This is a genomic window from Tessaracoccus yangjingae, assembly GCF_054483935.1.
Window position 1 is genome coordinate 3,060,023 of sequence record NZ_CM137014.1, and the last position, 21,390, is coordinate 3,081,412.

Below are 21,390 nucleotides of genomic sequence, written 5' to 3' on the forward strand. Positions count from 1 at the left end.
CCCGCCAGCGCATCGAGCGCCTGAGCCGGCGGTTATTCGATAGGGGGTAGCCGAGGGGCACGCAGCAACAACTGCCGCGGGATCGGGGCGCGTGTCGCCGAGCGCAGTCGTCGCATTGAAGACCTTCGTCAGCTCAACGCTGATCACCGGACGCCAGGGCTCGGGAGAGGGAGCGTGCGAGGGTGCCGGGGCCTTCGACGGAGACGGCGGACAGGCCCTGCCACCCGGCGGCCTCGGTCAGGAGCGGGGCCACGCGCGTCGCCACCTCGTCGATGCTTCCCTGGTGGGCGGGCTCGATGTGCGCGTGCTGGACGCGCAGGACGCCGGCCCTGCGGTCGCTCTTGAGGTCCACGCGGGCTGCGATCTCGTCGTCGATCAGCACCGGCAGCACGTAGTAGCCGTGCTCGCGCTGCTCCTTGGGCGTGTAGATGGAGATGCGGTAGTGGAAGTCGAACAGCCGCTCCGCGCGGGGGCGGAACCAGACCAGCGGGTCGAACGGGCTGAGCAGCGCCGCCGTCTCGATCCTCCTGGGGACGCGCTGCCCGGCGGGCATCCACGCCTCCTTCGCCCAGCCGTCGACGGTCACGGGCTCGAGTACGCCGTCGGCCACGAGTTGTTCGACGGCGAGGCGGGCGACGGGGGTCTTGAGGCGGGGGTAGTCGGCCAGGTCGTCGAGGGTGGCGACCCCCTGCGCGACGGCGGCGCGCCGGACGAGCTCGCGGACGGCCTCCTCCTTGGGCATCGGAACGAGGGTCTGGGGCGGGAGGACAGCCGTGGCGGGGGCGAGGATGCGTTCGAAGCGTTGACGGCCGACGGTGACGAGGTAGCCGGTGTGGAAGAGGTACTGCGCGGCCCAGTGGACGTCGTTCTTGTTCCACCAGCCGCCGCCGAGGGAGACGTTCTGCGGGTGGTCGAGGTCACGGATGCGGAGCGGGCCGCGGTCGGTGAACTCGGCCAGGACGTCGTCGATGAGGGGCCGGTGCTCGGAGGCCCACTTCTCGAAGCCGCCGCGCTTCGGGCGGAAAGTCCCGTACGGTTCGCGAGCGAGCGGCAGACACGAGCTGACATGCGGAGTCTCTGAGGACTCAGAACCCAGAGGTGGGCGGGGCGCGTGACATGGTTCGAACTCTGGTCTGAGTGTCGGGTGTTCGACTTGGGCCTCAGCCGGAGTTCGCCTCCGTGCCCATTGGGTGACCACGCCACAATTGCTGTTGCTCCCAGCCCCAGCGTGATCCGAGAACCATTGACAACTGCGCCGAGCACTCTAGGTTCGCCTCATCCACCGCCCCACGACGTGGGGCTATATGGAACTGATCGAAGGGGGAGATCAACCATGGCGCTGTACAAGAAGTACGTCCGCTCGCTGTACGCCCACACCGGCTACCGGGCGACGTGGTTCCCTGGAGTCCGGATGAAGCTCGGCGACATCGGCGTTATCCGAGCAGGAATCTTCGACCCACAGTCCACACTCAAGCTGCGCGGGATCCCCTACGCGGAGGTGGCCGACGATGCAGCCGACAACAAGTTCAACTTCCGCTCGGAAGGCGTGCTAGCCGTCGATGTGAAGGCGGAGGGCGAGTTGAACGAGAAGTTCAAGTGGGTCGGCGACGCGAAGGCCGGTGTCCGCGTCGAGTTCTCCGGTGCTGATGCCGTTCTGCTCGAGACCAAGGGGGCGCGATCGCACCGAATCGAGGACATTGCCGCGTTGGACCAGGAGCTTCTCCGATTGGTGAAGCTGGGGCCGGGTGGCTCGGGCCCCGAGTGGCACCACGACTGGGTGGTGATCACGGAGGTGATCGACGTCGATGCGGCAACGGTGCTCACGTCCACCGACAGCGGCGGAGAAATCGAGCTGGAGGCAGAAGGCCAGCTGGGCCCCAAGCCACTGGTCGACGCCGAGGCAGGCCTGACGGTCAAGTCGTCGCGCTCAGTGGGAATCGAACTCGTCGCGGAGCGAGGCCTGACCCCGCTCTACAAGGCGCGGCGGATCAGGAAGAAGTGGTTGTGGTTGTGGGGCCTCGAAGTGGCGCCCGCCGACGGAACGCAGCCACAGAGCATCGACGATCTCTTCGAGGATGAGCCGGTCGAGCTCGAGGGCGAGGATGCCGCCGGCTGACGCCGACGTCCGCGTCTGGAGAGTGGATCGGCGCTCGCCTGAGCTCGAAGAGTTGCTGAAGCAGGGCGACGTCACACGCATGCATGTTCTTCCCGTCGTGATCGTGCGCGCGGATCGTCCGCGGGAGCTCGCGCCACCGGATGGCGCCGTCCCCATCCCCCACCACCGTCGAGACGACCTGTGGATCGCCAAGGCCATCGACCAGTTTCTCTTCGAGTGTGCGGCGTTCCTCGAGGTGGCGCCAGGTGGATGCGACTGGGTGGCCACCCCGGGCTTCCCATACCTGGACAAGGCGGCCGACACGCTCACGGTTAACGTCGCGGAACTTCCGAAGGTGGAGCGGGGCTACCCGACGAGCCTCTCCCTGAGCCTCCAGTTACCGCCGAGGGCTCCGTTCAGTGACGACTCGGTGCTGGCGTTGGCAACCCGCGAGGCGTCCAAGCATTGTCCCGTATTCGTAGCCGTCGGCAATTTCGGTTCGCTCCGCGACGACGCCGACAGCCACGATCTCCGCAGCCCGCTGGCGCGGCTTCCCTGGGTGATCTCAGTGGGGGCCACCATCGACGACGAGGGGACCTCGCTGACGCGCTCGTCATCGGTGGGCGCTGCCGGCGGGCCGGGTCCGAGCATCGTTGCGCACGGCGCGAACTTGTTCGTCGACGATGTCAACGAGTCGAGCTTCGCGGCTCCACGCGCGGCAACGGCAGTGGCCCTCATCACGGCCTTCCTTCTGCAGCTGCGTGCGGCAACGAAAGCCGCACGCACCGGCGAGACGCAGGGGCTTCCGCTCACCCTCATGGGCTTTGTGGACACGGGTTTCCCGGACTGGGAGCCAGAGCAGAGGCGCCAGCTCCCGATGATCCCCTTCGGCTACGGGATAGACCTTGACTCCTGCGAGGCGGCGATCAGGACCCTGCTCGGCCACCAGCTCTGGCTCAGCGTCAATCCGAACACCGAACTGATCACGGCGCTTCTTCTCCACTCGGCCCGGCCGGGCCCAGGCTCGGCGCACGAGAGCGGCGCGGGTCTGGTGAACATGACCGGCCTGCTCGCCATGCTGACGTCGCTGACGTGGCGTGGGCTGTTCAGGCTCGCCGGTCAGGCGCTGCCCGACGACGAGGTGTTCGACCGCACCATGGCCGACCCCGCAACACTGCCGGCACTGTACGAGCTGACGATCGCCACGCGGCTGATCTATGGCTTCGACTTCCGACGAGAGTGGATGGGAGCCACCGTCCGCCCGCCGGGTCTGGACCCTCGGGGATGAGACCGCTCCTGTTCCCATGTGGGTGAGGGATGGCTCCGACGGCTGGTCCGGCGTGAGGGGCAGACTGATGGCCCTCGCCATGTCGGGAGCATGCGGTCCCTCACTGGGCAGCGACTAGGCTCCTGTGGATAGGCGGACCGTCGACGTCGGAGGTGGGATGGAACAGGGCTACGTCCAGGAGACCGGCATCCCGGGGCTCGTCACGCTGAACCTGCGCGTCGAGGAGGACCAGCAGGGCTGGTTCCTCGAGGGCTGGCACGCCGGCCGCCTGGCCGAGCACGGCGTCACCGGGTTCACCCCCGTGCAGCTCAACGCCCGCCACATCAACCGTCGCGGCGTCACCGCCGGCTTCTACGCCGAGCCGTGGGACCGGCTGACCGCCGTCGTCGAGGGTCGCGTCATGGGCGCCTGGGTGGACCTGCGCCCCGGCCCCGGCTACGGCCGCACCGCCACCGCCGAGCTGGAGCGCGGGCAGGCCGTGTTCATCCCCCGCGGCGTCGCCAACGCCCACCAGGTCCTCGAGGACCACACCACGCTGCTCACCCTCCTCGACCAGCACTGGACCCCCGAGGCGCGCAGCCGCTACGTCACCGTCGACCTCTTCGACCGCACCCTGGCCATCGACTGGCCAATCCCCCGCGGGCAGGCCATCGTCTCCGACGCCGACGCCGCCAATCCCCCACTCGGGGGCACCTGGACTGATGCGCCGAGGCGCGGCATCGTCGAACCGGAGGGGTTGGACCCCGAGGAGACGCGGCCGTACCGGGTGCTGTTCGTCTGCACCGCCAACATCTGCCGCTCCGCCTACGCCGACGCCGCCGCCAACGCCGCCGCCCCGGAGGGGTTGGAGTTCAGCTCGGCGGGGGTGAGAGCGCTCGTCGGCATGGGCATCGACCCCCCGATGGGCGACCAGCTCGCCGTGCCCGGGGCCGGGGACGCGCACCGCGCCAGGCAACTGACCCGCCGCATGGTGGAGGAAGCAGACCTGATCCTCACCATGGCCGGCGAACACCGTCGATACATCCTCGACGAATGGCCCGCCATGGGCCGCAAGGTCTACGTCATCGGCCACGCCGCCCGGGTGTTACGGGACCTGCCCGCTGAAGTGTCGCGGCGGGGGGTCACCGACCACCTGTGGAACAACCGCACCGTGCAGGACGGCGACGAGGTCGCGGACCCCTACCGACGCGGGGCGGAAGCTGCGAGGGTCGCGGCAGGGCAGATCGATGAGTATGTCGGGGTGATCGTCGCGGCGCTGTCGCGGGGGTAGGGGCGGGTCGGGTCGCTGCACCGGGCGCGAGAGGTTTCGACACCGCAGCGGGCGCTTCGCGCCGCGGCGGGCTCAACCAGCGGAGACCGGCGTCGTCGGTGACGGCCGGGATGAGGACGGAGGTGGCCTTGTTGCCGCAGGCCGCGACCACGGTGACGCCCTGTGCGCGGGCTTCGGCGACGGCGTCGCTCACGGGATGCGACGGGAGGCGGAGGTGCCTGCGCCAGCCCACCACCTGCGACGGCGACACGTCGCGCAGCACCTCCTCCGGCAGCTCGACCTTCCAGCCGAGGCTGAGGTTGATGACGTGGGCGCCGTCGGCCGTTGCGCGGCGGATCGCTGAGGCGACGAGGTCCGGGTCCACCGCGCCGTCGCGGGTGACGGTGAACAGCCTGAGCTGGGCCTCCGGAGCCACCTGCCTGACAAGCAGCGCCACGACGGAGCCGTGCGCGGTGCGGCCGGGGTCGTCGCCGTCGACGGGGAAGCTGGAGAGCGCCGGGATGGTGGTGTCGAAGCCTCCGTCGATGACGGCGACGGTGGTGTCGCGGCCGGTGTGGGTGTCGCGGTGGGCATCGGCGACGGCGTCCCAGAACTCGCCGGTCTTGGGGAGGTCCCAGGTGTCGAGGGCGGGGTTGTAGCGCTGGAGCATCTGGGCGGCGACGTCGACGCCGGCCTCGAGTTCGGCCACGTCGCTCACCGGCCAGGGGTGGTCCTCCGACATGAGCTCTCCCTCCACTCATGGGGAGCATGTCACGGTGGGGGCCGTGTGGGGGGATTGTGCGGTGCCCTTCGCCTTTGGGTGGTCGCCTGGGACCGCGTGTGGGCTCGTTGGTGGGCTGTTGGCGGAGTGCCGTGGCCCGCCTCCTTCCCCCGACTCGCGCACGGGTGGTCGATTATCACGATTGGGTAACGGTTGCCTTGAGGCCTTGGGGTGGTACTGATGTTCGATTAAAATGGGGGCATGCACCAGCGGCGGCTCACCACGGATCAGGCGCTCAGCGCGCTGGAATCCACGCTGTCGCTGGTGGATCACGCGGAACGGGCGGCGCTCGATGCGCCGGCCAGGCTTCGGTTGATGCAGCGGGCGCGGAGGCTGTCGGAGCGGCTCGAGTCGCTGGCCCATGTGTTGACCGACGAGGCCAACCGGGCGCAGGCCTCCATGAGGGCGGCCGGCACCCCCTTGACGTCCTTCCTGGCGGTGAGTGAGCAGCGCGATGCCAAGGAGGCTGCCGCGCAGGTGTTCCAGGCGCGGGACATGACCACCCACCCCCAGGTCACCAAGGCGGCGCTCGATGGTGAGGTCTCCCCCGCGCACGCCGTCGCCATGACGAAGGGCATGGCGCAGCTGCCGGCCACCTTGAGCCCCGAGCAGCTGCAGCGGGCGGAGGAGGTGTTTCTCGGCAGGGCCGGGAGCACCACCCCGCGGGAGTTGTCGAAGCTGGCGCCGATGGTGCTGGCGGAGGTCGCGCCGGAGCAGGTGCCCACCCCGGAGCAGCGCGTGGCAGACGTGGAGGCGCAGGCACGGCGGGCGAAGGCGAAGCGGTCGTTCAGCTACGGAGACGACGGCGACGGCTCGGTGTGGTTCCGCGGATCCCTGCCGGCCGTGGACGCGGCGCCGCTGATCGCCACCGTCGAGGCCTACGTGCAGGCGGACCGACGGGCGGCGCGGGATCGGCTCGCCGATGTCCGGGCGGCGCGCCCCGGCCCGCAGATGCTGCGGGACCACGTGGCCGCGGACCAGGGCCGCACCCCCGAGCAGCGCCGGGCGGATGCGTTCACGGTGATGGCCTCCCAGCATCGCGGGGCGCCGACGGTGGCCGGAGACCGGCCGCGGATCGTCGTCACCATCCAGGAGTCAGACCTGCGCGAGCGCGCCGAGGCCGCGGGCGTGTTGGCCTCCGGTGCGGTGGTCGCGCCCGGGGACCTGCGCAGGCTCTGCTGCGACGCAGACCTCACCCCCGTGGTGCTCGGCGGCAGGTCCGAGGTGCTGGACGTCGGGCTCACCGAGCGGCTCGTCACCCCCGGCCTCCGTAAGGCGCTCACCATCCGCGACGGCGGGTGCATCTTCCCTAACTGCACCGCCCCGGCCATCGCCTGCGAAGCGCACCACGTGGTTCCGTGGTACCTCGACGGGCCCACGTCGCTGGGAAATATGGTCCTCCTCTGCGCACACCACCACGCGGTGGTCGAGCCGCAACGCTTCAACGACACCGCGGACCAATGGACCATCACCTTCGACCCGGTCACCCGGAAACCGGTCATCGCACCGACGAGACGGATGCAGCTCTACCTCTCCCACCACCGAGGGCGCCCCGCCCGGAGGAAGTTCTAGCGCCCGGACCTCTGGAACGCCTGACTGCCCTTGTCGGGGGACGAGTGTGCGCTCTCGCGGTGGGGGGCGACGGGTGGGGTTCAGGGAAGGAACTTCGCCAGGGCGGGGGCGAGGGTGCCGGGGCCGGTGACAGCAACGTCGGACAGCCCCTGCCACTCGGCGGCCTCCGTCAGAAGCGTGGCCACTCGCCTCGCCACGTCGTCGGCGCTGCCCTCGTGGGTGGGCTCGACGTGGGCATGCTGGACGCGCAGGACGCCGGCCTTGCGGTCGCTCTTGAGGTCCACCCGGGCGGCGATCCGGTCGTCGAGCAGCACCGGCAGCACGTAGTAGCCGTGCTCGCGCTGGTCCGCGGGCGTGTAGATGGAGATGCGGTAGTGGAAGTCGAACAGCCGCTCCGCGCGAGGGCGGTACCAGATGAGCGGATCGAACGGGCTGAGCAGCGCCGCCGCCTCGACCCTCCTTGGGACGCGCCGACCGGCGGGCATCCAGGCCGGCTTCGCCCACCCGTCGACGGTCACGGGCTCGAGCACGCCGTCGGCCTCGAGCTCCTCCACGGCCTGCCGGGCGTCGGCGGTCTTGAGGCGCGGGTAGTCGGCCAGGTCGTCGAGGGTGGCCACCCCGTAGGCGACGGCGGCGCGGCGGATGAGCTCGCGGACGGCGTCGCGCTTGGGGAGGGGCTCGCGGGCCTCGGGTGGGAGGACGTCCGCGGGGGCGAGGATGCGCTCGAAGCGCTGCCGGCCGACGGTGACGAGATCGCCGGTGCGGAACAGGTACTGCGCCGCCCAGTGCACGTCGTTCTTGTTCCACCAGCCGCCACCGAGGGAGACGTTCTCCGGATGGTCGAGGTCGCGGATGCGCAGAGGGCCGCGGTGGGCGAACTCGTGGAGGACCTCAGCGACGAGAGTCCTGTGCTCGTCGGCCCACTGTTCGAACCCGGGGCGCCTCGGGGCCGCGCGGTGCCAGTGCCACAGCGGCCAGTCCGCCACGGGAACGACGGTGGCCTCATGGGCGAGGTACTCGGTGTAGCGGCCGAGGCGGGGCGTGCGGGTGGTGCCGAGGTCGTGGTGAAGGAGCGCGTCGAGGGTGGCCTTCGGGTACGGGCCCACGCGCGCCAGGATCGGCAGGTAGTGGGAGCGCTCGAACACGTTGACCGAGTCGATCTGGAGCACGCCCATGCGTGCGATGGCCCGGGTCACGGCGGCCGTGGTGGGGGTGCTCGGGCGCGGGGCGCCCAGGCCCTGCGCGGCGACGGCGACGCGTCTGGCTTCGGCTGTGCTCAGGTGTCGCGGCATTGGGACAGCGTATTGGTGGTTGGGTGCCTGCACCGGTCGCAGGGGGTTTCGACACCGCAGCGGGCGCTTCGCGCCGCGGCGGGCTCAACCAGCGAACCATGCGAAGCCGGACGCTCGATGCCGTGGTCGGGTGCCTGCGCCGGGCGCAAGGGGTTTCGACACCGCAGCGGGCGCTCCGCGCCGCGGCGGGCTCAACCAGCGAACCATGCGAAGCCGGACGCTCGATGCCGTGGTCGGGTGCCTGCGCCGGGCGCAAGGCGTTTCGACACCGCAGCGGGCGCTCCGCGCCGCGGCGGGCTCAACCAGCGAACCATACGAAGCCGGACGCTCGATGCCGTGGTCGGGTGCCTGCGCCGGGCGCAAGGGGTTTCGACACCGCAGCGGGCGCTCCGCGCCGCGGCGGGCTCAACCAGCGAACCATGCGAAGCCGGACGCTCGATGCCGTGGTCGGGTGCCTGCGCCGGGCGCAGGGGGTTTCGACACCGCAGCGGGCGCTTCGCGCCGCGGCGGGCTCAACCAGCGAACCATGCGAAGCCGGACGCTCGACGCCGTGGTCGGTGCCTGCACCGGTCGCAAGGCCGTTTCGACACCGCAGCGGGCGCGCCCATGGAGGCCGAGCAGCACGAACGCCCGGCGTGACGTGCACGCCGGGCGTTCGGGTTGGATCAGCGATCAGCGATCGGTGACGTCCGTCTTGACCGTCTCGGCCGAGTAGTGGGCCTGGCCCGACACCTCGTCCTTGGCCACCTGGGCGTCCGCCTTCACGTGCTCGGTGGCGTCCTGGGCCACCTCCTTGAGGTTGCCCGCCACCTCCTCCGCGAGGGGCTGGAGGTTGTCCTTCGCCTCCGTCGCCATCTGCTTGATCTCCTCGACGACGGGCTCGGCCGCGACCTTCAGCTGCTCGGCGCGTTCCTTCTCCATCCGCGACGCGGGGATAAGGCCGCCGATGAGCGCCCCGAGGCCTGCGGCGATCATGCCGGCCGCGAGGGGGTTGCCGCGCGTGGAGGCCTTGACCTGGCGCGGCGCGCCGGCCACCGTCTCCCTGGCATCCTCGACGAGGGTGCCCGCCTTGTCCCCCACCGCGCCGACGGCGCCGTGGTCGTAGGGGTTGGTGTCGGAGCCGAAGATGCGCTCCTTGAAGGAGTGCACGCCCTCCTTCACCTGGTCCACCTGCTCACGCACGATGTTGCTCGGCTTGGCGCTGTCGCCCAGGGCGTTGACGTTGTCGCTGAGCTCGGCGCGCGTGCGCTCGATGTCGCGACGGATCTCTTCCGGATTGGTGCTCATCAGTTCTTCTCCTCATTGCCAGCGGCAGCGTTCGGGATCTTCTTGACGGTCTCGGCGGTCTTCGGGAGGCCGCGCATCTTGGCGAACTCGCTCTTCCCCGCCATGGCGAGGACAGCGGCCAGGGCGAGCCAGATCACGGCCACGACCACGCCGCTCCAGCCCAGCGAGGGATCCTCCCTGGTGCCCATGAGCACCGCGAGGCCCCACCACATGCCGAGCGTGAGGGCGATCAGGCCGAGCAGCGCGGTCACGCCGGCCCCGGCCATCAGGCCCGCACCCTTGCCCGCCTTGGACGCGGACTGCTTGGCCTCGACCTTGGCCAACTCCACCTCCTGACGGATCAGGGTGGTGGCGTTGTCGAACAGGTCCGTGGCGATCTCGCCCAGGGAGCGCTCCTCGGAGCGGTACCGGGCGTAGCTCGCCTCCTTCTCCGCCTCGTCGGCGTTGAAGCCGGGGGGCGGGGTGGCAAGGTGCGGGTCCGGACGGATCCCGTACGGGTCCCGCGCGGTGGGGACGGGGTCGGTGTGGGGGGCGGTCATCGCTGACCCTCCCGCCACGGATCCTCACCCTCCACCGTCAGCCCCTCGTAGCGGCTCTCCGGCTCGGCGCCGCCGATGCCCACTGCAGCCTCGCCGCGGGGCGGAGCGCCCGACGGCGTGGGCAGCTGAGCCTCGGAGGCCAGGGAGCCGGCCGCGTAGGTGTCCGGGAGGAGCGGGGTGGGGTTGGTCGCCGGCATGGGTTGCCCCTCGCCTCGACGGCTAACCGGCTCAACCCGATCCGCCTTCGCGTCGTGCAGGCCGCGGTACACGCGGGCGCCGATGAAGCCGACGCCGGCCGAGATGGCCAGGAACTGCCACGGGTTGCGCGCCGCGTAGCGCCGGACGGACTCGAGCACCTCGTCGGACTGACGGCTCTCGAGCCATTGGGCCGCCTCGTCGCTGAGCCGCTGCGCGCGGTCCACGTACTCGGCCAGCATGCCGTCGGAGTCCGCCTCGGCCATCGACCGGAGCTCACCGCTCAACGAGCGGGCCAGCTCGGCCACCTTCTTCTGCCCCGTGTCGGCCTGGGCGCGGAACTCGTACATCGACTCGTCCAGAAGACGACGGCCCTGCACCTTGGCCTCCTCGAGGACCTCGCCGGCCTCCTGCTTGGCGGTGTCGACCACGTGGCCGCCCGCCTCCTTCGCGGTGTCGGTCACGGCCGCGGCCTCGTCGCGCGCCCTGGCCGCGACATCCGTGACGCGGTCCCCGCTGGAATCGGAGAAGCCCTCCCCGGCGGGGTCAGAGACATACGTGCCGGCGGGCACGTTCGAGGTGTATGACTCGTTCGGATACGCCATGGTGATCCTCCATACGTGTGATGGTCTTGGCGATGAGAGCGATTGCTCCCTCGTCACCCCAATACCCACAATCGCGTGCATCCAAACATCTACGCGCCAATTTCAATTCACCCCCCAGTCGGCGTCAATCGGGTCGAAAAAGATACCCACTTCACGGCAGTTGAAACATCCCGCTCCACTTTGTTCCCGAGTTTCTTTCCCAGCGCCGGCCCAGTATTGACAACGCGCCGAATCGTCGTAGCGTGGAAGGCCAAGGCGAGCTCCGCACGGGGCGGGGCCACGCCGTCGGGAACGAGTTGAAAGGCAGAGAAGATGGCCGAGAAGGACCTGGAGGCGCTGTTCTACGCCACCATGCGAGACATGTACTACGCCGAGCGCCACATCCTCAAGACGCTCCCCAAGCTGCAGGAGGCGGCCGTCTCCGACGAGTTGAAGGCCGCGTTCGAGCATCACCTCGGGGAGACGCAGGGGCAGGTCGCCCGACTCGAGCAGGTGTTCGCGCTCATCGACCGCAAGCCCACCAGCAAGCGCTGCGACGCCATCGACGGCATCCTGAAGGAGGGCGACGAGCACCTCGAGGAGTACGCCGGCAGCCCCGCGGCGGACGCGTCGCTGATTGCATCAGCCCAAGCCGTGGAGCATTACGAGATCACCCGCTACGGCACCCTGCGACGGTGGGCCAAGATGCTGGGACTGGGCGACGGCTACGACCTCCTCACCCAGTCGCTGGAGGAGGAGTCGCGCACCGACGAGCTCCTCACGAAGATCGCCGAGACCGAGGCCAACGCCGTGGCGGCCCGCAAGGCCTGAGTCGCGTCGTGGAACGCCCGGGGCATCGTGGCCCCGGGCGTTCCACGGTGGGTAAGGTTGAGAGATCCGGGCCGCCGCGGCCCGGGAGGGACCTCAGCGGGAGTGGTGCACCGAATGGCTGAACACGTCGCAGATCATTCCACCTATGACGAATCCGACTTCAACGGATTCCTCTCCGTCGTCGAGGTGGCCACGCAACTCGACCTGATGGCGCAGCGCCTCCGCGCGGCCGAGAAGCCCATGGCCAATGCGTTGGTGGACGCCGCCATCGAGATGGCCGGCGCGCAATGGGGCACCATCACTCTCCAGGACGGCGACGAATTCAAGTCACTTGTGGTCAGCGACGATTTTTCCCTCAAACTGGACCTTCTTCAATATGCCGTCGGATCCGGCCCATGCCTCGATGCCATTCGCCACGACACCGCATTCATGGTGCCCGACCTGGACCACGACGACCGCTGGCCGGAATACACGGCCGCCGCCCGCAGCATGGGGGTCCGCAGCATCTTCGCCCAGCCCCTGCACCTCATGGACGAGGAACGCACCATCGCCAGCCTCAACCTGTACTCGGACGTCGAGGACGCGTTCCGGGACAGGGAGAGCGCGGGTGAGGCGGCCGTGGTCTCCACCTTCGCCGCCATGGGCACCTCGATCGCGCTCAGCCAGTCGCGGGCCGAGCAGCTGGAGAACGCGCTGCGCACGAACCGGGAGATCGCGATGGCCATGGGCGTGCTGATGGGCCGCCACTCGATCAGCCGCGACGCCGCCCTCAACCTCATGCGGTTCACCAGCCAGAACATGAACCTGAAGATGTCGGCCATCGCGGACCAGATCATCACCACCGGCGAGCTACCCATGGCACGGGTCAGACGCCGTGGTGCTGGAGCCACATCTCCAACACGGCCAGCTGCCACAGAGCGTTGACGCCGGCCGGCAGCGCGCCGCCGCGCTGCGCCTCCAGCAGGGTCTCCAGCGCCTGGGGCTGAAGGAGCGCCCGGCTACGGGCCCCCGCGGAGGAGAAGGTGTCGCGGACGAGCGCGAGCACCGGCCCGTCCAGCTGCATGAGGGCGGGCAGCAGCAGGTGCCGCTTGGGGCGGTGCGCCACGCCGTCGGGCAGAAGGTGCCGTCCCAGGAGCTCGAGCACGCTCGGCCCTCCCGGCTCGTGGAGGCGGTGACGGGCTACCAGCCTCACCAGGGTGCGGTCCAGGAACGGCGCCGTGGCCTCCACCCCCCAGGCGCCGGTCATGGTCAGGGTGTCGCCCACGGTCTCCAGCTCCGCGGCCGTGTGCTCCGGCCGGCGACCCGAGGCCAGCACCTCCTGCGCGCCGTGCCCGCACATCACCGAGTCGGTGTGCTCAGACACGTGGCGGGCCAGCAGATGGAACCCCGGCGCGTCGTGTCCGGCCATCGGCTCCGGCATGTCCTCCACGGCCTGGGTGACGGCGGGCACCAGGTCCGAGGTGGGCACGTGCAGGCAGTGGTGGGTGGTGCCGAAGCGCCTGGCCACCACGCGGGAGTATTCGAACTCGTCGCCCTGCACCCCGTCCACGCTGTCGAAGCCGATGCTGAACGTGGTGATCTCCCCCCGGTGGCAGTCGGACAGCAACGCCACCAGCAGGCTTGAGTCCACCCCGCCCGAGAGCAGCACGGAGACCTGCCCGGACCCCGGGAGGCGGCGCCGGATGGCGGACAGGAGCGAGTCGTGCACGTCGTCGCGCCAGCGGTACTGGGGCGCCTGGTCCGGCACCGCCTCGTCGGGCGGGGCCGGCCGCCAGTACACCCGGTCCCTGGCGCCGTCGGCCGTCAGGACGCGGAGCGTCGCGGGGGGCAGCTTCCGCACGCCCCGCAGGATGGTGCGGGGCGCGGGGGCGACGGAGCTGTGGCCCAGGTAGTGCTGGAGCGCCTCCTCGTCGATGGAGGTGTCCACTCCCCCGCCGGCCAGCAGCGCCGGCAGCGTGGACGCCACCAGCACGCCGTCGGCGGTCTCCGCCATGTAGAGCGGCTTCACGCCCAGGGCGTCGCGGGCCAGCAGCACCGTGCGCCGGGCGTGGTCGACGAGCATCAGCGCGAACTCGCCGTCGAGATGGTCCACAAAGCCCTCCCCCCAGCGCCGGTACGCGGCCACGATGAGGTGGGCGTCGTCGTCGTTGGGGAGGGCCAGGTCCTGGCGGAGGGCGACGCGGTTGGCGCGCCTGCCGTCGACGACGACGGCCAGCCCCGCGTCCACGTCCACCACGGGCTGGAGGGTGTCGGTTTCAGGGATGGTGGAGTAGCGGAAGCCGAGGACCGCGTGGCCGTCCCTCCAGATCCGACGGGGGCCCCACCGTCGGCCCTGAAGGGCGTCCAGCATGCGCCCGACGGCGTCCACATCCGGCCGCCGCAGCAGCGACACCGCTCCCGCGAGGCCGCTCATGGCCGCACCTCATGTGTGCGCCGGGCCTCGGCATCTGTGTTCATCATCGGCTCTCACCTCTCACTGGAGGGGAGGCACACGAGGGCTCCCCAGACGACGACGCGGGGAGCGGCGGGTCCATGAAGCGCTCACTCTGCCGCGAGGCAGCGAGCCGGCTTCTTGACTCACCGAGCACCTTAGCGGTCGTCACCGCTAGTTCGTCAAGGGTCTAGCCGGCCCAGGCACGCACATTGCATCGTTGTCGTCGATCAACGATGCCCCCGCATCGCCTCACTCCTCCGGCCTTGCACTGCACGCACCTGAACCACCCATCCCCCGACGAACTAACGGTGATGACCACTAGCCCCCGGAGGGCCGCCAGGGAAGATGAGCCCGGCGGGCTCAGGATCCCTGACGGTCGTCGCGGGAATGATCCCGCCCATGCTCGATCCGCAGGTCGCGGCCCTGCGAGACCAGCTCACCGTGCTTGTCGGCGAGCTTTTCGGCGGCCCGGGTGTCGCGCGGGGGCAGCTTGATGGTCTCCTCCGCCTCGATCCCGCCCAGGAGCTGCCTGCCCCGCTCGATCTCCGCGTCCACCTCGGCCCCGAACAGCAGCACCGTGTTGATGATCCACAGGCCCAGCAGCAGCACGATGACCGAGCCGATGATCCCGTAGGTGGCGTTGTAGGAGGCGAAGTTGGCCACGTAGATGGTGAAGCCGACGGTGGCGAGCGCGGCCGCGATCAGGGCCACCCCGGCCCCGAGGCTGATCCAGCGGAACTTCGGCTGCTTCACATTGGGGGTGAAGTAGTAGAGCAGGGCGATGGCCAGCACCGCCAGCGCGACGACCACTGGCCATTTCGCGATGTCCCACACCAGCACCGCGGTCTCCCCCAGGCCGATCAGGTCACCGACGGCCCGCGCGATGTCGCCCGAGAGCACCAACGCGAAGACGATCACCGCCAGGATCACCACCAGCATGACGGTGACCAGCAGCATCTGCGGCTTGTGCTTCCAGAACGGGCGACCCTCCTCCACCTCGTAGATGCGGTTCATCGCGCGCGAGAAGGCGCCCACATAGCCGGAGGCGGCCCACAGCGCGCCCGCCAGGCCCGTGACGAGCGCGAGACCCGCGCCGCCCTGGGTCGCGAGGCCGGTGATGGTGTCGCCGAGCAGTTCCGCCAGCTCGGTGGGGGCGTGGGTCTCGATCAGCCGGTTGATGCCGCGGACCGTCTGCTCGCCCTGCCCGAACACGCCCAGCAGCGACACGAGCGCCAGCAGCATCGGGAACAGCGACAACACCGCGAAATAGGTGAGGCTCGCCGCCAGGTCCGTCACGTGGTCCTTGGAGAACTCGGAGAAGGCCCGCTTCATGGCGTACGTCCAGGACGGCCGGCGCAGGTCCGACGGCGAGTCTGGCTTCCGTGGATCCTCCGGGTGGGGCGCGGTGGCGGCCTTGTCGCGGGTCTGCTCGACCGATTCGGGCTCGGAACCCTCGGATGTGGGCATGGCGGGTCCTTCCTGGGTGCGGATCTGGCGGGGTTGTGGGCTGGGGACGCGGCGACGGCCGGCCAACTCAGTGACCGGCCGCCGCCGTCGTGGTGCAGGGGTGGACTACTTGAAGACGTCCTTGATCTTCTCGCCGGCCTGCTTGACGTCGGCCTCCACCTGGTCGGCCTTGCCCTCGGCCTCGAGGCGCTCGTTGTCGGTCACCTTGCCGAGGCCTTCCTTGACCTTGCCGGCCGCTTCCTGAGCAGCGTTGCTGAACTTGTCGTCGGCTCCCATGATTCCTCCTGTTGGGTAGGTAGCTACGAGTGATGTACCCGGGACGGGGCCTTCCCAAACATCCTGGGCGCACATTCGTGGCGTGCGGGGGACGGGGCGCCCACTAGGGTCCAGGCATGGTGTGGATCGCGGCGCTGGGGGTGGCGGTGACGGCCGCCGTCGTCATGGGCCTGCTGGTGCCTCGGGTGCGGATCGACGACGACCCCGAGGCCCCGGACTTCCGGACGCTGGTGTCGCGGCGGACGGTGGCGGGGGTGGGGCTGGCGGCGTTCGTCGCCGCTCAGGTGCTGTGGCTGGTGCCGGAGCGGCACTGGTGGCTGTGGGTGCCCTACCTGGCCATCGGAGGGGCGATGGCCTACGTCGACCTGAGGACCACGTTCCTGCCGCGGATGCTCAACTACGTGGGTGTCGCGGCGATGGGGGCCGGGCTCGTCGTGCTGGCGGTGATCGACGGGTGGGCCGCGCTGGGCGCCGTCGCCGGGGCGGCGGGCGCGTTCGCGCTGCTGTACCTGGCGTGGCGCCTCTCCCCCGGGCTCGGCTTCGGCGATGTGCGGCTGGCCGTGCTGATCGGTGGTGTCGCGGGGCAGGCGGGGGCGTCGATGTGGGGGCTGTCGCTGTTCCTGGGGACGGCGCTGGGCGCGGTGCACGCCGTCGGCCACGCGCTGTGGGCGCGGCGTGACCCCGGGCGGCCTTCGTACTTCCCGTACGGCCCGGCGCTGTGGCTGGGCCCCGTGGTCGCGGCGGCGTGGACGGCCTGGATGGCGTGAGCGCCGACGCTCCCGAACGAACTCTGACAAGGAACGTTTCTGAGGACGCTCCTATGTTTTGTCAACCCCTTTTTCGAGGATTCTGAAGGTCTGGCGGGCGACGTATCGTTTGAGGCAGCGGCGGATCTCTCGCTTGGTTCGGCCTTCAGCGGTGCGGCGTTCGATGTAGGCCTTGGTGGCTGGGTCGTTGCGTTGTCTGCAGAGGATGATGGTGTGGATGGCCTGGTTGAGGTGGCGGTCGCCGGAGCGGTTAAGGCGGTGTCTGGTCTGTTGTGTGCCGCTGGTGGCCGGGATGGGGGCGGTTCCGGAGAGCATCGCGAATGCGGCCTCGGAGTGGACGCGTCCGGGATGGGACCACACCAGCAGCAGGCTCGCCGCGACGATCGGTCCGACGCCGTTGAGGTCGAGCAGGTCAGGGCGCCACTTCCTGACGATGTCGAGGATCTGCCGTTGCAGGGCCTTGGCGTAGAGCCGCAGCGACCGGGCCCGCTGTGCGAGTTCCTTCAGTACCGGCATCAGGATCCCGGTCAGGGGGTCGTCATTGGTGTGGGGTCGTAGTTTCAGGGCCTGGGTGACCATCGGGGCGGTCTTGCGGCCGGTGAACCGTGACCGGAGCTCGTCGGGGGCGGTGAGCACCATCGAGCGGAGTTGGCGTTCGGTGTCGGTGGCCTGCGTGATCGTCAGGTGTCTGCTGGTGACAAGGACCTGGAGCGCGGCACGGTCACCGGTGACCGCCCGCGGGGTGGACAGGGAGTCCCGGCCCAACGCGTCCCGGGCTGCCCGGACCGCGTCGATGGAGTCGGACTTTGCGCCGTTGCGGCGCTTGATCCGCTCTGGTCGGTCGACCTCGACCACCAGTTCGCCGGCCAGGGCGCGGGTCAGGCCGATGCCGTGGCTGTTGGTGCCCTCGATGGCCCACCCGCGCCGGCCGGGACGGGTGTGGGCCCAGTCGATGAGCTGCTGATAGCCGGCCGGGTCGGCCGGGGTCTTGATCGTGTCGAGCACCCCGCCGGTGACCGCGTCAACGGCCGCGGCGACGTGGAACTGCTCGTGGGTGTCGACCCCGATCACGAGGTCGACAAGCTCGCGGAGATTCTTCACACTGGACATGCGTCCCCTTCCATGGACGTCAACCATCGGGTTCCGATCCGGGCAGGGACTAGGCACAACTGTGATGGGACACAACCGGCGCTGCTGACGCTGGTTGGTCAAGCTCCTGAATCAGGCCACTGGTTTCTGCTCGGGTCGGGGTCGACGCTCACGCCGGACATGTCCTGACCAAGGCACCCGGAGGGCCAGCTTCGAGGAGAGTCACGACGCGACCGTCGATCCCAACAACACCACCAATGAGGTGGTGACACCAGACTCACAGCTTCGAGGCTCGTCGCTTCGCTCCTCGCACCTCAGCCAGCGGGCTGGGCCGGCGCTGTGGCTGGGCCCCGTGGTCGCGGCGGTGTGGACGGCGTGAGGCGCCGCCCCGGGGTGCCGCGTCAGGCGGGGATCGGCCGGTTCGTCGCGGCGACCCAGCGGTCCAGCGTCGACGCCGCGGCGCCGCTGTCGATGGCCTCCTGGGCGGCGCGCAGGGGTTCGCGCATCTGGTCCACCAGCGGGAGCACCGTCGAGATCCCCCGGTAGGCGAGGAGGGCGGCGGCGGCGTTGAGGGCGACGATGTCGCGGACGGGGCCGGGCGTGCCGGCCAGCATGTCGCGGGCCACCTGGGCGTTGTGCGGCGCGTCCCCGCCGTGCAGGTCGTGAGGCGCTGCGGGCTCCAGCCCCAGGTCCTCAGGGTTGAGCACGGTGCGGTGCACGCGGCCCTCGGCGATCATCCACACGTCGGACTCCGACGTGGTGGTCAGCTCGTCGAGGCCGTCGAACCCGCGGAACACCATGCCCCGGGTGCCGCGCTCGGCGAGCACGCGCGCGATGACCGGCGCCACGTCGTCGTTGGCCACGCCCAGCGCCATCGCCCGGGGGCGAGCCGGGTTGGCCAGGGGGCCGAGGAAGTTGAAGGTGGTCTGGATGCCCAGCGCCTTGCGCACCCCCGCCACGTTCTTCATGGCCGGGTGGTACTTCTGCGCGAACAGGAACACCAGGCCCACCTCGTCGAGGATCGCGGCCTGGACGGCCGGCTCCACGTCGATCTTCACGCCCAGCGCCTCGAGAGTGTCCGCCGTGCCGGCCATCGACGACGCAGCCCGCGACCCGTGCTTGACCACCTTGGCGCCGGCGCCGGCCGCGACGATGGCGGCCATCGTCGAGATGTTGACGGTGTTGGCGCGGTCCCCGCCGGTGCCGACGATGTCCACCGCGTCAGGGTCCAGCGCGATGGGCAGCGCGTTGGCGAGCATCGCGTCCGCGAGCCCGGAGATCTCGTCCTCGGACTCGCCCTTGGCGCGCAGCGCGGTGAGCATCGCCGCGATCTGCACGTCAGAGGCGCGGCCCGCGAAGATCTCGTTGAGCGCCCAGGTGGCGGCGGTGGCCTCGAGGCCCTCGCGCCGCACCAGGCCAGTGAGGATGTCCGGCCAGGTGTAGCCCGACATCAGCCCACCTGCGCCAGCCGGGCGCGGATGAGGTTGGCGGCCTGCACGGGCAGGGTGACCGGATCGATCGGGAAGGGCGCCACGGCCTCGGCGCGGGACCAGGAGGCCAGCCAGGCGTCTGCCTCACGCGAGACGAGCAGCATCACCGGAGGGCAGTCGGCGTACTCCTCCTTCACCTGGTGCGCCAGGCCGAAGCCGCCCGACGGCTGGGCGTTGCCGTCGAAGATCATCAGCGCGTAGTCCGTGCCGGCGTCGAGCGTGCGCAGCAGCGCGCCCTGCGTGGCCACCTCGAGGATCTCGATCTCGGGCAGGTCCCGCGCGACGCGGCTGCCCAGCGCCAACCGGACCTGTTGGCGGACGGTGCGGTCGTCGGAGAACACCAGCACCTTCACGGTGGCTTCGCTCATGAGGTCATTCCTTCGCGTTGTCTTTCCCGTCATCGTAGCCAAGACCCGCCTGCCTGGCGCGCTGGGCCTCCTCGCGGTCCAGCGCCCTGTCCACCCGCTTCGCCTCGCGGTTGGAGTCCTGGATCCACTGGACGAAGATCGTGATCATGGCGGCGAACATGGTGAGGTCGCCCGTGGCCCACATCAGCCCGCCCGCCCAGGACTGGTCCTCCATCGGCGAGAGGCCCCACGAGCGCTCGAACGACAGGTACCACTCCTCCGCGATCAGCCGCGTCGAGCCCATGATCGTCACGCCGAGGAACGCGTGGAACGGCATGGTGAGCAGGAACAGGAGGATGCGGATGGGATAGGGCATCTTGATGGGCACCGGATCCACGCCCAGCAGCGGGAAGAAGAACAGGCATCCGACGGTGACCAGATAGACGTGCAGGAAGTCGTGCCAGAAATCGTTCTGGAGGGTGATCTCGTACCAGCCGCTCATGTAGAGCACAAAGGGGCTGGCCACCATGAGCGCAGTGGTGAGCGGCGGGAAGAGCAGCACCTTGGCCACCCGCGAGTGCAGTACCGCCAGCAGCCAGCCGCGCTGCTTCTTGGGCAGCGTGCGCAGCGCCAGGGTGGCGGGCGCGCCGAACACGAGGAACACGGGGGCGATCATGTTGAGCAGCATGTGCTGGATCATGTGGACGTGGAACAGCACCGTGTCGTAGACGCCGAGGAAGCTGAACAGCGCCACCGCCAGCGTGCCGAGCCCGAGGCCGACGAAGGACACCGTCCGCATCACCGGCCACCGGTCCCCCCGACGGCGCAGCACCCGCACCCCCCACAGGTAGAGTCCGCCCACCAGCAACAGCGCGACCACGGGCAGCGGCGGGAACTCCCAGGCCGTGAGATAGCGGATCCCGACCAGCGGGACGATGTCGTCGTCGGGCTTGGCGTGCATCGGAAAAGCGGCCAGAACCCGGGGAAACATGGGCGGATTATGGCACGCCCCTCCCGCCGGTTACGAGGGGGGTGGCCTTATTCCGGTCGGCGGCGTGACCTCAACGGGTTTTACCGCAATAATGACCCCGTGGCGACGAATCATGACACCCTCACCGCACCGACGCAGTTGCCGACGGGCGCGATCCATCCGATCCCCTCCGCGCGGCTCAACAAGCCCATGGGGAGGCCGGACACGGTCTCCGTCGGGGTGATCGTGTGGCTGGCCAGCGAGCTGATGTTCTTCGCGGCCCTGTTCGCCGCCTACTTCTGGATCCGCAACATCACCAACGACGCCGCGGCCGCCGCCGGGGTGCCGTCGATGTGGGAGACCAACTCCGCGCACCTGGACATCACCTTCGCGGCCATCAACACGGCCATCCTGGTGATGTCGTCGGTCACCTGCCAGCTCGCCGCCAACGCCGCCGAGGCCGGCCGCGTCACCGGCTCCTGGCTGAACCCGCTGAAGTGGGGCATGCGGCAGGGCTTCATCGTCACCGCGATCATGGGCTCGGTCTTCATCGCCGGCCAGGTGTGGGAGTACTTCACCCTCTTCGGCGAGGGCTTCACCATCTCCACCAACCAGTACTGGTCCGTGTTCTTCCTCGCCACCGGATTCCACGGCCTCCACGTGCTGGGCGGCATCATCGCCTTCTGGTTCGTCCTGGCGCGCTCCTACATGACGCAGACCCACACCCACGAGCAGACCGTCGGCGCCCACGTCGTGTCCTACTACTGGCACTTCGTCGACGTCATCTGGATCCTGCTCTTCGGCGTCCTCTACTTCCTCCGCTGACCGAATAGACCT

General features: G+C 69.8%; 20 protein-coding genes and 1 pseudogene. 8 read left to right on the plus strand and 13 right to left on the minus strand.

The window, feature by feature from the left end; all coding sequences use genetic code 11:
- Nucleotides 1-133 precede the first annotated feature (133 nt).
- A complete protein-coding gene (locus tag ACX1D3_RS13810) occupies nt 134-1,198 on the minus strand; it encodes a winged helix-turn-helix domain-containing protein (protein ID WP_458994395.1) in 1,065 nt (354 codons plus the stop codon).
- A 135-nt stretch (nt 1,199-1,333) separates the two neighbouring features.
- On the opposite strand from ACX1D3_RS13810, the gene ACX1D3_RS13815 reads away from it, so the two are divergent.
- The 3 genes from ACX1D3_RS13815 (at nt 1,334) to ACX1D3_RS13825 (ending at nt 4,653) form a co-directional block, all read left to right on the plus strand.
- Entirely contained in the window at nt 1,334-2,116 is a 783-nt protein-coding gene (locus ACX1D3_RS13815; protein WP_458994396.1) for a hypothetical protein, read from the plus strand.
- 22 nt (nt 2,117-2,138) lie between these two features.
- Complete coding sequence (locus tag ACX1D3_RS13820) at nt 2,139-3,383, plus strand: S8 family serine peptidase (protein WP_458994397.1); 1,245 nt, start codon at nt 2,139-2,141, stop codon at nt 3,381-3,383.
- 157 nt (nt 3,384-3,540) lie between these two features.
- The gene (locus ACX1D3_RS13825; RefSeq protein WP_458994398.1) at nt 3,541-4,653 is read left to right on the plus strand and encodes a dTDP-4-dehydrorhamnose 3,5-epimerase family protein; all 1,113 of its coding nucleotides are present in this window, start codon (nt 3,541-3,543) and stop codon (nt 4,651-4,653) included.
- A 106-nt stretch (nt 4,654-4,759) separates the two neighbouring features.
- On the opposite strand, the pseudogene ACX1D3_RS13830 reads toward ACX1D3_RS13825, so the two are convergent.
- A pseudogene (locus ACX1D3_RS13830) lies at nt 4,760-5,374 on the minus strand (S8 family serine peptidase); the annotation flags it as partial.
- Nucleotides 5,375-5,614: 240 nt separating this feature from the next.
- Between ACX1D3_RS13830 and ACX1D3_RS13835 the strand changes: the two are divergent.
- A complete protein-coding gene (locus ACX1D3_RS13835) occupies nt 5,615-6,985 on the plus strand; it encodes an HNH endonuclease signature motif containing protein (RefSeq protein ID WP_458994399.1) in 1,371 nt (456 codons plus the stop codon).
- Nucleotides 6,986-7,065: 80 nt separating this feature from the next.
- On the opposite strand, the gene ACX1D3_RS13840 is transcribed toward ACX1D3_RS13835, so the two are convergent.
- The 4 genes from ACX1D3_RS13840 to ACX1D3_RS13855 all read right to left on the minus strand — a co-directional run bounded on the left by ACX1D3_RS13840 (nt 7,066) and on the right by ACX1D3_RS13855 (nt 10,903).
- Nucleotides 7,066-8,277 (minus strand): winged helix-turn-helix domain-containing protein, encoded by a 1,212-nt coding sequence (locus ACX1D3_RS13840; RefSeq protein WP_458994400.1) that lies wholly within the window; start codon nt 8,275-8,277, stop codon nt 7,066-7,068.
- A 672-nt stretch (nt 8,278-8,949) separates the two neighbouring features.
- The gene (locus tag ACX1D3_RS13845) at nt 8,950-9,564 is read right to left on the minus strand and encodes a DUF3618 domain-containing protein (RefSeq protein WP_458994401.1); all 615 of its coding nucleotides are present in this window, start codon (nt 9,562-9,564) and stop codon (nt 8,950-8,952) included.
- Nucleotides 9,564-10,103 carry a phage holin family protein gene (locus tag ACX1D3_RS13850; RefSeq protein WP_458994402.1) on the minus strand — a complete coding sequence of 180 codons (540 nt, stop codon included), beginning with the start codon at nt 10,101-10,103 and terminating at the stop codon, nt 9,564-9,566. Before ACX1D3_RS13850 ends, ACX1D3_RS13845 begins: the two co-directional genes overlap by 1 nt.
- Nucleotides 10,100-10,903, minus strand: coding sequence for a hypothetical protein (locus tag ACX1D3_RS13855; protein ID WP_458994403.1), 804 nt, complete (start codon nt 10,901-10,903; stop codon nt 10,100-10,102). The genes ACX1D3_RS13850 and ACX1D3_RS13855 overlap by 4 nt, the downstream gene beginning before the upstream one ends.
- A gap of 312 nt (nt 10,904-11,215) precedes the next feature.
- Between ACX1D3_RS13855 and ACX1D3_RS13860 the strand changes: the two genes are divergently transcribed.
- Together ACX1D3_RS13860 and ACX1D3_RS13865 are read left to right on the plus strand one after the other, a co-directional pair.
- Nucleotides 11,216-11,713 carry a YciE/YciF ferroxidase family protein gene (locus ACX1D3_RS13860; RefSeq protein WP_458994404.1) on the plus strand — a complete coding sequence of 166 codons (498 nt, stop codon included), beginning with the start codon at nt 11,216-11,218 and terminating at the stop codon, nt 11,711-11,713.
- A 114-nt stretch (nt 11,714-11,827) separates the two neighbouring features.
- Entirely contained in the window at nt 11,828-12,637 is an 810-nt protein-coding gene (locus ACX1D3_RS13865; RefSeq protein ID WP_458994405.1) for a GAF and ANTAR domain-containing protein, read from the plus strand.
- On the opposite strand, the gene ACX1D3_RS13870 is transcribed toward ACX1D3_RS13865, so the two are convergent.
- The 3 genes from ACX1D3_RS13870 to ACX1D3_RS13880 form a co-directional block, all read right to left on the minus strand.
- Nucleotides 12,579-14,126 (minus strand): asparagine synthase-related protein, encoded by a 1,548-nt coding sequence (locus ACX1D3_RS13870; RefSeq protein WP_458994406.1) that lies wholly within the window; start codon nt 14,124-14,126, stop codon nt 12,579-12,581. The genes ACX1D3_RS13865 and ACX1D3_RS13870 overlap by 59 nt on opposite strands.
- Nucleotides 14,127-14,507: 381 nt before the next feature.
- On the minus strand, nt 14,508-15,614 hold the full coding sequence (locus ACX1D3_RS13875) for a YihY/virulence factor BrkB family protein (RefSeq protein ID WP_458994407.1): 1,107 nt from the start codon (nt 15,612-15,614) through the stop codon (nt 14,508-14,510).
- Between the two features lie 105 nt (nt 15,615-15,719).
- Nucleotides 15,720-15,890: a CsbD family protein gene (locus tag ACX1D3_RS13880; protein ID WP_458994408.1), complete on the minus strand. Its 171-nt coding sequence runs from the start codon at nt 15,888-15,890 to the stop codon at nt 15,720-15,722.
- 116 nt (nt 15,891-16,006) lie between these two features.
- On the opposite strand from ACX1D3_RS13880, the gene ACX1D3_RS13885 reads away from it, so the two are divergent.
- The gene (locus ACX1D3_RS13885; RefSeq protein WP_458994409.1) at nt 16,007-16,657 is read left to right on the plus strand and encodes an A24 family peptidase; all 651 of its coding nucleotides are present in this window, start codon (nt 16,007-16,009) and stop codon (nt 16,655-16,657) included.
- Between the two features lie 51 nt (nt 16,658-16,708).
- On the opposite strand, the gene ACX1D3_RS13890 is transcribed toward ACX1D3_RS13885, so the two are convergent.
- From ACX1D3_RS13890 to ACX1D3_RS13905, 4 genes are all read right to left on the minus strand, one after another.
- Nucleotides 16,709-17,767, minus strand: a complete 1,059-nt coding sequence (locus ACX1D3_RS13890; protein ID WP_458994410.1) for an IS110 family RNA-guided transposase — start codon at nt 17,765-17,767, stop codon at nt 16,709-16,711.
- Between the two features lie 380 nt (nt 17,768-18,147).
- Nucleotides 18,148-19,197 (minus strand): anthranilate phosphoribosyltransferase, encoded by a 1,050-nt coding sequence (trpD, locus tag ACX1D3_RS13895; protein ID WP_458994411.1) that lies wholly within the window; start codon nt 19,195-19,197, stop codon nt 18,148-18,150.
- Nucleotides 19,197-19,604 (minus strand): response regulator, encoded by a 408-nt coding sequence (locus tag ACX1D3_RS13900; protein ID WP_458994412.1) that lies wholly within the window; start codon nt 19,602-19,604, stop codon nt 19,197-19,199. Before ACX1D3_RS13900 ends, trpD begins: the two co-directional genes overlap by 1 nt.
- Nucleotides 19,605-19,608: 4 nt before the next feature.
- Nucleotides 19,609-20,574 (minus strand): cytochrome c oxidase assembly protein, encoded by a 966-nt coding sequence (locus ACX1D3_RS13905; protein WP_458994413.1) that lies wholly within the window; start codon nt 20,572-20,574, stop codon nt 19,609-19,611.
- 99 nt (nt 20,575-20,673) lie between these two features.
- Here ACX1D3_RS13905 and ctaE point away from each other — a divergent pair, with 99 nt between their 5' ends.
- Nucleotides 20,674-21,378, plus strand: a complete 705-nt coding sequence (gene ctaE / locus ACX1D3_RS13910) for an aa3-type cytochrome oxidase subunit III (RefSeq protein ID WP_458994414.1) — start codon at nt 20,674-20,676, stop codon at nt 21,376-21,378.
- Nucleotides 21,379-21,390 lie beyond the last annotated feature (12 nt).